Raw genomic sequence first — 14037 nt, forward strand, 5'->3', positions numbered from 1 at the left:
AATCTTTATTTTTGTTTGGTTTATTAGAGAAAAATAAAAAAACAATTAAATTAGGTTAATTGTTTTTCAAATGCAAAATCTTTATTTTTTTAAATAATCTATGATATTCGAAAAGACAAACTCTCCAAATGCAAGTGGTATATAAATAAACCATAACTTTAATATTGCCTTTGTTTCTTTGTGATCAGAATCCCCCATTAAAACCAGCCCAATCCTTTTTCTTCTAATATTTTCATTTTAATTCCAATAACAAGGAAATTATACCATTTATCAATATTATAGTCTATGTTTTCTAAAAATTAGATAAATAAAACTCTTGTATTCCCTCAACATTCAGATAAACATAATAATTTTTTTACGTTTCATCTTCAAAGTCTATAATGAGTCCTGTTAGAACTGCTTCATTACCAATCGATTGGATCCCGTGACCAATAAAATCCATCTTAAATTCTTCCCACTTTAATTTATGTAATGATATAATAACACTAAATTTTCAACACGTTCTTAATAGATTGGGGACTTATAATGGATAAACCTCTCACTACATTACAAACTATTATTATACATATGAATACAAATGAGCATTGGCATGATTTTATTTGTTACTGTCAGCATCGCGAAGCGGGACTTCGAAAATTAGCTTATAAACATTTAGAGACATTTATTTCAAATGCAAAGAAATGGGAATCAAAAGATCAAGAGGAGTTTGCCATTTCACTGTTTACTATTTTAGATGCATCAAACGAAAAAGATGAGGTGTTAACTTTCTCACTAAATAGTTTTCTAATTGACATTCTATATAGATGGACAGAAAACACCCCATTTGATTCAAGGCCTTTTAGATGGATAGGAATTTATATGGACTCTAGCAATAAAGAAGACGATTTAGAAAAATCCCTTCGAAAAGCGATTGAATTAGGTGGTGATACCGAACAAGAAGCCATGATATACCTAGTTTCTAATTACATCCATACTTTAGAATTTGGTACACATGAATTCCCTTCAGGTTATTGCGGAGATTTAAGCGAATGTATAGAAAAACTTCCCTATATGCTTCAATTAACTAATAGAATTCAGAATAAGAACATAAAGGAGCAAAACATTGGTCAAATACAAGAACAACTACACTTAATTCTAGATTGGTTAAAACATACACAAATTCCAGTAGATGCTGTTCGTATATGGGAAAAAGAACAAACTAAGGAATTAGAAATGGTCATTGTATATTATTTACACAACAGCTCAAGTCGTTAATTCATCTTGTACAGAGATAATAAAGTTGTTTAAAACATAATAAAATTGTTTGAAAAACGCCAGTCATGTTATTCAACAATCGGACTATATAATGGAATGAACCCTTGTAAAAATTAGAAATATTCGAAATAATCATTATTAAGTTGAAGCAGAACGATTGCAGAAAAAGGTGATACGACTTTTTCTTACTTAAGAATCGCGAAACAGTTGAAAATTTTAATTAATTATATTCCGAAAGGGTGTGTGTAGTATCTTATCAACTAATGTTTTTACTTATAAATCTAAGGATGGAAAAACAGTAATAATTAGAGAAGCTAAAGAACAGGATGCAGAAAGAATACTAGATTCTGCTTCAAAAGCTTTAATAAACGCTCCATACATGCTAAGTACGGTTGAGGATGTAAAAAAGGTACGTATCGATGCTATTCAAAAAACGTTAAAAGCTTATCATGAAAATCCAAATTATGTACAGTTTATTGCTGAAGTTGATGGTAAGTTAGTCGGTGCAATAGATTTTAAGAACGGAAACAAAGAAAAAATTAGTCATCAAGGGGCTTTTGCGATGACCATACTACCTGAATATCGAAATTATGGTATTGGAAGAGCTCTTCTAGAAACGTTAATCAATTGGGCTAAAAATAACAGTAAGATTGAAAAAGTTTGTCTTGAGGTAATGGAAGATAATCTAGGTGCAATCCAGTTATATAAGAATCTAGGCTTCTTTGAAGAGGGTAGAAAAGCAAAGGGTGTAAAATTGGATGATAGCTATCAAAATTTAATATTAATGGCTTTATTCGTTTAAAATTGAACATTATTTAAATGTAGTGTAGTGCTTTGATAAAAAAGGATAAATCTTTTACAAAAAATATCCCCTACTTTCTAAACCACGAGTAGAGGATTATGGCGTTTTAATAGACTTAGGAAGATAGATACAATTCGTTGCTAAAAGGACCATCATCCGTTGTGGATTTGAAATAAAGTTTGATCATTTTTTATCTATTTTATGCCACAATCGCACCCTTTAGTTGAATAAAGGAACGATTATCTATGAAGTGATCCTTTCTAGTAGTATAAAATTAAATGCAAATTAAGCTAAAAGTTATTATATTTCGTTATCACTGATTTAGCCCTTTCAATAAGCTTATTTTTTATGAAATCAGGTTCTATTATTTCTGCTTCTTGTCCAATATTCCAAAGTAGTTCAACATAAAACCACTCTTCTGAAGGGTTAATATTCTTTGTTATTTTCGCGGTTCCATCTGAATTGTATTCCATATTATCTCTTAACCATGATATGCTCTCAGCTTTTCTTTTTCCCTCTTTGCTTAAACTCACTTCGAGCTTTATGAGATTAGATTCACACTCAGAATACAGCCATTCTTTAACATTCAAATGGACATTAGTGGAATGAGAAGCAGAATTAATAATTGTTTTTTTTATTCGATCTACCCTGAAAAGCCTTATGCCTCTTCTCATTCTACAGTAAGCGGGACAATACCAATACCCGTTATATACGTATAAGCCCATAGGTTCTATCTCTCTATAGATTTCATCTTCAGTTGTTTCATATAAGATATTAACAGTTTTCTCTTCTACAGATGCATCATAAAGGTTTCTTAGCACCGTTTTATCTACTTTAATATTTGGTTGCCACATCAAGATTTTGTCTCTAGTATTCTCAATTGTATCGGAAGTTTCCTGAGGAATCATATTGAACAGTTTATTTAGAATTACTTTATATGAAGTAGAAAAAGGAGTGGCGCCAACATATTGCATGGCATCTATTGCAAAAAATAAAGCTATTATTTCATCCTCACTAAACCAAATAGGAGGGATCATTTTATTTTTTAGTGTACTAAACCCTCCATTTCTACCTCTTTCTGAATAGACTGGAAAGTAAATTTCACTTAGCTCCTGTATATCTCGGAGGATTGTTCTCTCTGAGACTCCTTCGGATTTAGCAAGTTCCTTTGCAGTAATGGAATTATTATTGTTTAATGCCAGCATGATTCTAATGATGCGTTTAGTTTTAGACATTTAATCACCTTTTTCATAAAATATGACAAAATCTGTCTTATTTATAGTATAAGCTAATTTTAAACTAAGTGAAGGAGGCTAATGCAAAAATGAATACCATCGAATATATTACTGAAACGAAAGAAGTATTATTTTCACGTAAAAACTTAAAAAATGAAGAGATATCTGCGAGATTAATAACTGATTACATTGTAAGTAATGGTGTAGTTTACGAGAATATAGGCTCTTGGGTTGATGATGTAGTGAGAATTAAACTTAAAAAGTTGAAGGAAGAAACAACTTACCTAACTCAATCAAAGAAATACAACTTTAGATGTGTTGAATACCGAAAATATGAAGATGAACCATCGCAAAGAGAGGTGCTTCATGTTCTTGAGAAAGAAAGTACTTCTGACTTACTACCTCATCTTTTAATTTTTAATCCTTCTCTACAGGCGAGACCATTAAAAAGATGTGCATCAGAAATAGACGAAGATCGGGAAATATTTATTGTATATTATTTAGATGATTGTGAATGTGAAAAATAAAGTGTATGCTAAAGAACCTACTTTCTCGATATTGAGAAAAGGCTTTTATTTTTTAGAACTCACATTTAAAAATAAATGTACATTTGTTCTCATTAAATTATATATTAATCATTATCTTTATTCATTATTATTTATTTCTACAGCTATAAATTAAAGACTTAAATTAGCAGCATGTAGTCTATTAAAAAGTACATTCTTTTTTAAAGCACTACAGAAACAACTTTATATTTTTAGGTGTAGTGAAGTATCTTATATCGAAAATTAAATAACTATGTTTTAACCCCGCCCTAAATTTAGAGCGGGGTTATACTTGTTTTTGGTTTTAAAATTAAATAACTTTATTGTTATTTTACACGTCTACTATTTCAATATAAAAAAGAGGATTTTCATACAGTACTAGAAAATCCTCTTTTTATATTTATCCCACATTAGCTTGCAGTAAAACTCCCCACTGATTATAGTTCCACTTTATTTTTATCCTTTAATTAAAGGTGACGCTTCCCCACTATAGAAAATCCATAAGTCATGAAGTGATCTCGTACATCCGACATATAGTAATTTTGCATCATGTTTTGTGTTTTTGTAATGTTCTTCATCCACATCAATTAAAAGCACCGCATCAAATTCTAAACCTTTCGCTAAATAGACAGGTACTACTGATATACCACCTTCATATTTACTTTGGTTTGCTTCAATTACGTTGACCGTTAATCCTGCATTTGTTAATTTCACATATATATCACGGCATTCATCTTCTGTTCTTCCGATTACCGCAATTGTTTTCACATCTGCATTTTGCAAATGTTTTACCGTCTTCACAATTTCAGTAAATTGATTTTCTGCATGAATTACTTTCACATCTTCTCCACTGCGGAAGACTGGTGTTGCGAGTCCTACTGGGATTTCTGCATTTTTAATTATTTCATTTGCAAATTCAATAATTTCTTTTGTAGAACGATAACTTCTTGTCAATTCATAATAACCGGTTTCTTGGAATACTTCCTTAAAAGCATTCCAATCTTCAATTCCTTGGTAATCATAAATCGCTTGCGATAAATCACCTAATATAGTGAAAGAATTACCTAATGTAATTTCTTTTAATACATAAACTTGGAAAGGCGAAAAATCTTGCGCTTCATCAATAACAACGTGATGAAACTTCTGCCCGATTTCAATCCCTGTTATACGATGATGTATGTATATTAAAGCTGGTAAATCTTCTACATACACTTCTTTTTTACGACAACTCTTTTCTGTTTCTTTAACAAGTTCTTCAGGTAATACCTCAAGTATTTCTTTACTTTTTACTATTGAACTATACAGTGAAAGAGCACTCATTTTCGGCCAAAACTTCATATATGCGTTCAGTCTCTTAGTCGCTTCTTTTTTAAGTAATTTTTTCTCGTTTGTTTCCCCGAATTTTTTAAGTTCAATTTCAATCCAGCGCTTCATTCGTCCTACTAATCGTTCTCTTCTTTTCTGTAAAGGATAATGTTTATATTCAACTTGCATCCATTTTTTAATATCTTCTACTGGAATAATCGCTCTATCCCACGCCTCAAAATCTTTTGTCGGAACTAACTCATTTTCAAATTGGATCATTCTCTCTTCAATAAACGTCTTAAATTCCAACGTACCTTTTAATTTACCTAGCATTACCTTCTTTTCATCACGATTAATTGAAAATGCTTCTTTCAATTTTTCTTCTGTCTGCTTTAGTTTCACTGAATCATCTAACGTACGTAATGCCCAATCCGGAAACGTTGTTTGATTAATATTCCCTACACCTAATTCAGGAAGTACACTCGAAATATAGTCTAAAAACAGACTATTCGGCGCAAATACGATCATTCTTTCTGCTTCTAGTTGTTCACGATATTCATAAATTAAAAAAGCAAGGCGATGTAAAGCAATTGTTGTCTTTCCACTCCCTGCAACCCCTTGAATAAGTAATGGTAAATTTCTTTCCGCTCGAATAATATCATTTTGTTCCGATTGAATCGTTGAAACAATATCCTTTAGCTTATTATCTTTATTCTCACCTAATCGATATAGAAGAAAATCATCGGCATGCGATACATCTTCATTTCCTTTTACATATGTATCAACAACACGTTCAAGTTCTCTTTTTCGAATGGAAATGTTTCGTTTTAAATACACATCACCTTCTACTAACCCATCTGGTGATTGATAAAATGCTAATTCGTCTCCACCGGTAAATGAATAAAACATACTTGCGACAGGCGCCCGCCAATCAATAATGATTGGCTTCATCGTGTCCATATCCGAAACCCCTACTTTTCCGATATAAATCGGCATAACTTCTTCTTTTCCATCTTCCTGAAAATCTAACCTTCCAAAGTACGGCTCTTGCACACCAATACGTAAGTTTTGTCTATTAGACTCCCTCATACTTTCAAGAATTTGCTCTTTAAAATCTTCTCCATAATAAACCGGGGTTTTTTCAAGCTTATCCAATTGCTCATCCATCGTATGTAAAGTATCCTTCATTTTTTGTAACTCATCTTCAAATATGTTGCTCATTTCGACGATTCCCTCCTGTCCGTTCTAATTTTTCAGTCGAAGTATCATTGTATTAAAAATCCAATCATAAAGTCAATAGTTTCCATTTAAATTTTCCGAAAAAACTTACTTTTCATCTTTCTAATTTAAAAAGAATATGCAACATCAAAATCACACAAATACACATATAGTATAGTGATGCATACAAAAGATACTACTTTCTATTTGTCTCCTATTTAATTTATCTATTAACAAATATTGTAAAAATCAAAGACTTTAATCAATGGGCGTTTTACTGCCCACAAATAGTAGGATAAATAAAAGTAAAGGAGGCTCTTCAAATGAATATTTTGAATCTATCTCAAGATTAAATATGCTTTTATCTGGCTGTATCCTTATGGTTTGTTGGTCAATTATGTATGTTGAAATATATAGACTTACAAAATCCGTCTGGCCATGTGTTATCATGCATGCGATCGAGGATGCTGTTCCTACTGTTTTAGTTACAATAACAGGGATTATTACTCTTACAAACAGTAGTGATTTTTGGTTAAATCCTACTAGCGGGGTCGCTGCTACTGTTTTATTTCTCGGAATTGGAACCGTACTAAGAACTATAAGAATAAAAAGAGAACGACAATTATTCACACAATAAAAAGCAGATAATGAATTCGTCATTATCTGCTTTCCAATTTTTAAAACTACCTTATTATATTTTTTGATACATAAGCCAGTCACCAGAGTCTATCACTTTCTTTAACATCTTTTTATCCTGAGCGATATACACATATGCCTCAATTTCCCCATCAGCAACATATACTGTTTGCGTGATTCGATCATATAAATCAGTCTCCCCATTGCCTGTATATTCTTCTAGTTCATCTAACTTACACAATATCTCATCATTTACTACATAAACTTCTCCATACACCTGTTCTTCAATCGAATAAGTCATGGCCGGATATCCTTCGTTCGTATCAAATAATTTTCCATATGTCCAAGCTCTGTCTGCGATACATGTTGCACCTAGCATATAATGAGCATTCGTTTGTCCTCTTCTTAACGTGCCATAAACGAAAACATGATACATAAATTCTTATCCCCTTTATATGCCTCTACTTTCTTATTTGTAAATAAGCACGAATCATAAAGTAACTCACTTCATTCGGAAGCTGTTCTTTAATAGATTTCAGACCACCATCTGCATTTTGAACGGCAGTTTCAATAAGAGATTCATACTCTGCTGGAACAAAGCTGTGCCAATCTACTTCCATTCCATCCTCATAGCAGCGAATTAAATGGTTTTCGATTGTTTGTCTTGATAAGTTACGTTCTTTTGCAATCTCATTCAAATCAATACCTTGTTTATACATTTCATACGTTTCTAAATGAGAATTTGCGGACGCTTTTCCTGACTTTTTACGCTCTGAAACTACTTCTGTCTTAATCGTTTCAGCATAATTTGGATTTTCCTCAATAAAATGCTGAACTGCTTGTAAGAAGTGCGAACCATATTTCACAAGTTTGTGTTCTCCGATACCTTTTACCGTCAACAATTCGGAATCACTTTGCGGCATTTTCACACACATATCTTTTAATGTTTGGTCAGAGAAAATAACGAACGGAGGTACACCTTCTCCTTGTGCAATTTCTTTACGTACTTCACGAAGCACTTCAAATAAAGGATGGTCTTGAACAATTTGTCTTGTCTCTACTCGTTCTTTTCGTAAAACATTCTCTTTACCAAGTAATACTTCTTTCCCTTTTTCAGTTACTTTTAACGTCGGATAAGTGCCATGTTCAACTGCAATTAACTCGTCTGAAATTAAAAACTCGATAAACTCACTGACCTCTTTTACACTACGGTTCGATAAAAGCCCATACGTTGGTAAAGTATGAAAATTAAATTCAATAACTTTCTTATTCTTCGACCCAGTTAATACTTGCGCTATCATTTGCTTTCCAAAGCGTTGGTTCGTTCTAATCATGCATGATAAAACCATTTGTGATTCCCTTGTCACATCGATGCTCTCGCGATTGTCTGTACAATTACCACAGCGTCCACAATCTTCTTTCGGTTCTTCTCCAAAGTATTGCAAAATGAATGATTGTAAACATTGTTCTGTATGACAGTAATCGGTCATATTTTGCAATTTTTCAAGTTCATTTGAAAAACGTGATTCTCCAGTTGATTGATCAATTAAAAAACGCTGTACTTGTACATCTTGAGAAGAATATAACAATATACATGTACTATCTAATCCGTCACGACCAGCACGTCCTGCTTCTTGATAGTAACTTTCCATATTTTTTGGAAGCTGATAATGAATTACGTAACGAATATTCGATTTATCAATACCCATCCCGAATGCAGATGTTGCTACCATTACACTTACTTCATCTCGTAAAAAGAGTTCTTGTTGCTCATTTCGATCAATATCACTCATACCAGCGTGATATTTTGATACAGAAACTCCTGCCTTCATTAAATCTTCATATAACTGATCGACTACTTTTCTAGTAGCTGCATATATAATCCCAGATTCCTTTTGATTTTGACGAATATAATCCGCCAAATATGCATTTCGATCTTGCCCTTTAATAACAGAAAACGATAAGTTCTCACGCTCAAACGTTGTCATAATTGTATTTTCTTGATTAATTTCAAGTGTATTACAAATATCATCACGTACTTGCGGTGTTGCTGTTGCTGTTAATGCTAATACAAGCGGCTTTTCTGGAAGATAATTTAATATGCGATGTATATGTAAATAACTTGGACGAAAATCATGTCCCCACTGTGAAATACAGTGTGCTTCATCAATCGCAATCATAGGGATTTTCATATCGATAAGTTGGTCAACAAACTCCATCGAATCAAGACGCTCAGGCGCGACATAAAGTAATTTGTAATGTCCTTGTTTCGCTAATTGAATTCGCTGATTTGCTTCAGCAATAGAAATAGAACTATTAATATATGTAGCTGAAATGCCATTCTGTACCAATGTATCTACTTGATCCTTCATAAGTGATATTAAAGGTGATATAACCAACGTCGTTCCTTCAAATACTAATGCCGGAATTTGATAACAAATCGACTTACCGCCACCCGTTGGCATAATACAAACCGTATCTTTCCCATCTAATACGTTTTTAATTGTTTCATCTTGTCCTCTTCGAAACGAAGAATAACCAAAGTAGGACGCTAAAAGTTCTTGTGCTTTAGTAAACAAAAAAGAGTCACCTGCTTTTCTTTATCTTTCATCTACTTCTATTATATCAATCACTTATGCGACTTGAAAGGGATGATTAGATGCTTATTGTTTTTTCATTATTCTATGTTTCTCCACCTATTTAATACTAACTAGCATCATTATTTTATATGTTTTACAACATTTATAATATAAATCCAGTACACAAGAAGAAAGAGTTTCAATTTAAACGTTCATTTTATTTCCCTTTCTTGAATACTACTAATCGTATACATATAAATTCAGGAGGTTACTATATGAAGCATCGTAATATGAGTTCCATCACGGCGAAAACGAAAACACAAAAACTCCAATTCTCTAATAATGATGCGTGGAAATATGAATCATACTATAAGTATCAGCCATTATTCTCTTATAAAAAGCTTTTTAATTTTCTTTCTCAACTTTTTAGACGTTAATATATGTGCAAAAAACATATCATTCACAGAATTTTTCTCAATATTAAATGTATAGACTTACTACAATTCAGTTGTTACCATATATAATAATCTGTTGGATAAACCCCTTAAGTTGACCTGCTTATATTAGCAGGTCTTTTTCATGATTACATACTTCTGTGTACCTCGATCTCACTTCCAAGTCTTTTCTCCATTTTATAACCATATTTAGATCCCAACAATTAATGATAATCATAAATTGTTGGGATTTAAATTGTTCACATATAATTATGCAATTCTTCTTTCTCAATACACAAAACACATTTTACTTGTTACTATAAAAGTACTCCAGATGAGTTTTTTGCTCATCGACATTATCTAGTTATTGGGGCCTGCCGCGGGAAGCAGGTCCCTTTGACTGTATGAAGGTCCCAATTTCATTTGGACACATTTACCAGGTTTTTTCAAAAGAATTTTATGATAACATTACGTAGTCGAGTCCGACATCTCGGCAATACCCTTTTGAGGGTCTGCAACTTCCCTTACAGACCCTCTTTTACTTTATATTCAATTTATTCATATATACCACAACACCATTCATTGAATTTCTCCATTTCAAATTCCCTAAAAATAATCTAGGACACGTAACTAAAAATAAATCTTCATCATACTTTGAGTTATACATGTTCAAAGGAGTGTTACTATTTATGTATTCTTATTGGCAATCGTATTACTCCCCCTACCATAACCCTTATGTAAACTATGATTTATCCGTACGGAACTACCGAATTAGTAAAAATGAGAATTTTTTAAAAGGGTATATGCGTTCTTTATGGGAACAACACGTCGCTTGGACGAGATTGGCTATTATAAGTATAGTATTTAATTTACCAGATGTTAATGTTACTGTTGGACGACTTCTACAAAACGCAACACATATGGGACTATCACTTGAACCATTTTACGGTGAGGATGCAGTGAAAAAATATAGTGCATTAATTAAAGATCACTTAGTAATTGCAGCGGATCTTGTTAAAGCCGCAAAAGCTGGTAATCAAAATGCAGCGGCCGCTATAGAGAAAAAATGGTACGCTAATGGTGACGCAATTATTGAATTCCTTAACAGAATCAACCCATATATAGATAAAGAAGAATTTAGAAAAATGTTTTATGAACATTTAGCACTAACGAAAGCAGAAGCACTTGCCTTCCTAAATAAAGATTATGAAGCAGGAGTAAAACTTTACGATAAAATTGAAAAAGAAGCATTAGAAATGGCTGACATGATAACAAACGCAATCGTAAAACAATTCCCGCAAGTATTTCAATAAAGTGAAACTTTAATCAGTGAGGGGTTTGTTCATCCCCCACTGATTATCAGCTCTCACCAATCGGCTTATTTAGTTTTTTCTCCATGATATTTCACCTCTCCTCTTTACATTTAGCTTATATCGATATATTTTATTAATATCCGTTTTTTATAGGAGGAAATAGTTTGATTAACGCGATTGGTCTCGTTTTTATACTTACAAATAAACACGAGAAAAAAAAGAAAGTTTACTTAAATGAAAAATTTGCACTAATAGATATTATTGATTCTAAAGAAGTATTTGATGATGAAGGGAATCCTTTAGTAGAACTAACATGTAAATACAGTATATATTTAGATGAAAAATATTACTGTAAATCTCTCGATGATTATACCGGACAAGTCTTTCCTTTCTTAAGTGCAAAAATAGGAAAAGGTCTTCTAAGAAACTTAAACTATTACTTTTCTTACGTTGATGCCTATGATAAGAAACCACCAGTTAAAGAAATAAGACCACTTATGAAACAAGTAACTAACAGATAGCCAAAAATACCAAAAAAAGAAAGCATCTAACCCTGGATGTTTTCTTTTTTATTAAAAACTCATTAACTTTCATCCTCTTCTAAAAGTATGTATCCAAGCATATTTTAAATTAAAAACATTGGAGGATTAGAGTGAATGAAATACTCAGAAACAATTATAAGCAAACGACTTCGAATACTTAAAATGACGGGTATGTTTTTCATGCTAGTGTTAATAGCATGGATTGGCTATACAAAATTACTTTATGAAAACGGCTTTCTTCAAGAAAAAAAGAATTCAGTAGAAGTAATGAACACTAGCATTACAGGAGAAATAGAGCAGCTTTTTCATATAAACTTGCAAGGTTATCGAAAAACAAGCCTTGATGCTGTTATAGAAGCCAGTAAAACCGATCCAAGTGAACTATCCTTAATTGAACTAGTCAACAAATCCTGCTCGCGAGATTGCATAGGTGAACCAGTTACATATGTAAACTCAAACAATGGATATATCTTTTATAAGGAATCTAATGGAACTAATGTAGCTATAACGGTTAAAAAGAAAGACACATGGGTAATTGTAAAGAAATCTGTTCAAGATGGAATATAATCACCCAAAAAAAGAGTACGCATCGTACTCTTTTTTATTATTAATACCCTTCCTCTTCATGCCTACAATGGCATTTCGCTTTTGTTTTACAATGACATTTTTTACACTCACACTTCGGTTTCTCTTTGCAACAACACTCGTGAAAATCATTGCGCTTACATCTACATCTCCCAAACATTAAATCATCCCAAAATTTATTACAATCTTGAAAATGTCCACAATGACAAGTATTTCTCATAAATATGCTTCCTCCTTGATAGAATTCATCATATTCTATGTTTGAAAGTATACAAAGGCTTGTTTATTAGTCTATTTTCTCCATATTATAAGTAGAGTTAAAAGATTAAATAAAAATAAAAACCGTCACATGACGGCTCTTATTTTTGCAAACTACTCTTTTGTATAAAAATATTTAATTCCTTTCATATCTAACCAAGCAGTTGCTTTGTCCAGTTCGTTCCCTTGACGATAATCTGTTTCGAAATACACAAGCCCTTGGTTATCTCCACGAGATATTATTTTAGAAGTATATCCAAGCTTATCCATCATTTGAATCATGTCAGAAATTAAATTTACACCAAATTCATAAGTAACTACTTTGCTATATTTATTCACTATAATTCCAACCCCTTCTTGTTTTTTTATCGGCTCAACAATTTGATTTGTAAACCAAGCTAACGGCTTATTTCCAATCAGCTTATTTAAATCACACTTGCCGATACCAGCCACATTGCCTGTCTCTGTGTATTGCCAAATATCACATGGATACGCCGGTTTGTTACCACCATAACGAGGAATCCATACAAAATCACAATTGACATTTTCCATTCCAAATGGAGTATACATATGATGAGCAATATATAAACCGACTTTCTTAGCTCCTAATCTGCGTAATTCATCAATAAAAGCTTGTGCACCCGCTCTCATATCGTTCATTGTTCTTACTTCTACGTCAGCTACCCAAACTGTTGCATTTTTATCACCACGGTTCCAAAAGTCTCTTGCTTCTATCCGTGCATCCTCTACTGAAACGAAACGACAGAACGCATAATTACCAAACGGAATATTCCTTGCTTTCATTGCTTGTACATAATTTTTATATAAAGGATCTACATAGTTTGAACCATCTTGCACACGTGCAATTACGAAATCTAATTGTGGTGCTGCGATATCCCAGTTAATGTCGCCATTCCATTTCGAAATATCTACAATATAACCCATTATTTAACATCTCCTTTTTCATTATTATATTCAAAGCTTGCTTTTTTGTTATTATCAACTAATAAATAGTATGAGAGGTATTATATTATTGGGTAATAATTTAAAATTCGGCTTATGTATTGAGAAAACAAAATATTATTACGGGTTTAATAAGTAAAGATTTACAAAACTCTAAACTATATAAAGTGAAACGATAATTAGTAGGAGGCTACGAGCAGTGTAATTCCCACCTAATTTCTTAGCTTCATCCGAATTTTGAGGTAAGAATTTTACTTCCCGCAAATAGCTTGATAAATAAAACCACCTTTCTGACAGGTGGTTTTGTGTACTAATTTACATATAAATTGTCCATATTTTTATAGTTACTTAATATACTTGTTAACTAA

The 14037-nt window shown here is 32.3% G+C and carries 13 protein-coding genes and 1 pseudogene; 8 read left to right on the top strand and 6 right to left on the bottom strand.

Annotated elements, in window-relative coordinates:
- Positions 1-525 precede the first annotated feature (525 nt).
- Both MHH55_RS08070 and MHH55_RS08075 read left to right on the top strand, forming a co-directional pair.
- A complete protein-coding gene (locus MHH55_RS08070; protein ID WP_078187623.1) occupies positions 526-1254 on the top strand; it encodes a hypothetical protein in 729 nt (242 codons plus the stop codon).
- A 241-nt stretch (positions 1255-1495) separates the two neighbouring features.
- Entirely contained in the window at positions 1496-2056 is a 561-nt protein-coding gene (locus MHH55_RS08075; RefSeq protein WP_000337118.1) for a GNAT family N-acetyltransferase, read from the top strand.
- A 290-nt stretch (positions 2057-2346) separates the two neighbouring features.
- Here the strand turns inward: MHH55_RS08075 and MHH55_RS08080 are convergent, their stop codons facing one another.
- A complete protein-coding gene (locus MHH55_RS08080; RefSeq protein ID WP_063245509.1) occupies positions 2347-3291 on the bottom strand; it encodes a helix-turn-helix transcriptional regulator in 945 nt (314 codons plus the stop codon).
- 89 nt (positions 3292-3380) lie between these two features.
- Between MHH55_RS08080 and MHH55_RS08085 the strand changes: the two genes are divergently transcribed.
- Positions 3381-3818, top strand: a complete 438-nt coding sequence (locus MHH55_RS08085; protein WP_078187624.1) for a hypothetical protein — start codon at positions 3381-3383, stop codon at positions 3816-3818.
- A gap of 474 nt (positions 3819-4292) precedes the next feature.
- Here MHH55_RS08085 and MHH55_RS08090 read toward each other — a convergent pair whose 3' ends face one another.
- Complete coding sequence (locus tag MHH55_RS08090) at positions 4293-6362, bottom strand: HelD family protein (protein ID WP_078187625.1); 2070 nt, start codon at positions 6360-6362, stop codon at positions 4293-4295.
- 319 nt (positions 6363-6681) lie between these two features.
- On the opposite strand from MHH55_RS08090, the pseudogene MHH55_RS08095 reads away from it, so the two are divergent.
- Positions 6682-6996 (top strand): annotated as a pseudogene (locus tag MHH55_RS08095) (CPBP family intramembrane glutamate endopeptidase); the annotation flags it as partial.
- Positions 6997-7050: 54 nt separating this feature from the next.
- On the opposite strand, the gene MHH55_RS08100 reads toward MHH55_RS08095, so the two are convergent.
- Positions 7051-7431 carry a gamma-glutamylcyclotransferase family protein gene (locus MHH55_RS08100; protein ID WP_078187626.1) on the bottom strand — a complete coding sequence of 127 codons (381 nt, stop codon included), beginning with the start codon at positions 7429-7431 and terminating at the stop codon, positions 7051-7053.
- Positions 7432-7456: 25 nt separating this feature from the next.
- Positions 7457-9574: a DNA helicase RecQ gene (recQ, locus tag MHH55_RS08105; protein WP_078187627.1), complete on the bottom strand. Its 2118-nt coding sequence runs from the start codon at positions 9572-9574 to the stop codon at positions 7457-7459.
- Between the two features lie 275 nt (positions 9575-9849).
- On the opposite strand from recQ, the gene MHH55_RS08110 reads away from it, so the two are divergent.
- From MHH55_RS08110 to MHH55_RS08125, 4 genes are all read left to right on the top strand, one after another.
- Positions 9850-10011 (top strand): hypothetical protein, encoded by a 162-nt coding sequence (locus tag MHH55_RS08110; RefSeq protein WP_000682743.1) that lies wholly within the window; start codon positions 9850-9852, stop codon positions 10009-10011.
- Positions 10012-10697: 686 nt separating this feature from the next.
- Positions 10698-11321, top strand: coding sequence for a hypothetical protein (locus MHH55_RS08115; RefSeq protein ID WP_000287725.1), 624 nt, complete (start codon positions 10698-10700; stop codon positions 11319-11321).
- Positions 11322-11485: 164 nt separating this feature from the next.
- Positions 11486-11842, top strand: coding sequence for a hypothetical protein (locus tag MHH55_RS08120; RefSeq protein WP_000606231.1), 357 nt, complete (start codon positions 11486-11488; stop codon positions 11840-11842).
- Positions 11843-11977: 135 nt separating this feature from the next.
- Complete coding sequence (locus MHH55_RS08125; protein ID WP_000877572.1) at positions 11978-12430, top strand: hypothetical protein; 453 nt, start codon at positions 11978-11980, stop codon at positions 12428-12430.
- On the opposite strand, the gene MHH55_RS08130 is transcribed toward MHH55_RS08125, so the two are convergent.
- On the bottom strand, positions 12431-12604 hold the full coding sequence (locus tag MHH55_RS08130; RefSeq protein ID WP_000503011.1) for a hypothetical protein: 174 nt from the start codon (positions 12602-12604) through the stop codon (positions 12431-12433).
- Positions 12605-12820: 216 nt separating this feature from the next.
- Positions 12821-13651: a GH25 family lysozyme gene (locus tag MHH55_RS08135; RefSeq protein ID WP_078188085.1), complete on the bottom strand. Its 831-nt coding sequence runs from the start codon at positions 13649-13651 to the stop codon at positions 12821-12823.
- Positions 13652-14037 lie beyond the last annotated feature (386 nt).

The organism is Bacillus sp. FSL K6-2944, from assembly GCF_038005385.1.
Classification (GTDB): Bacteria; Bacillota; Bacilli; order Bacillales; family Bacillaceae_G; genus Bacillus_A; species Bacillus_A cereus.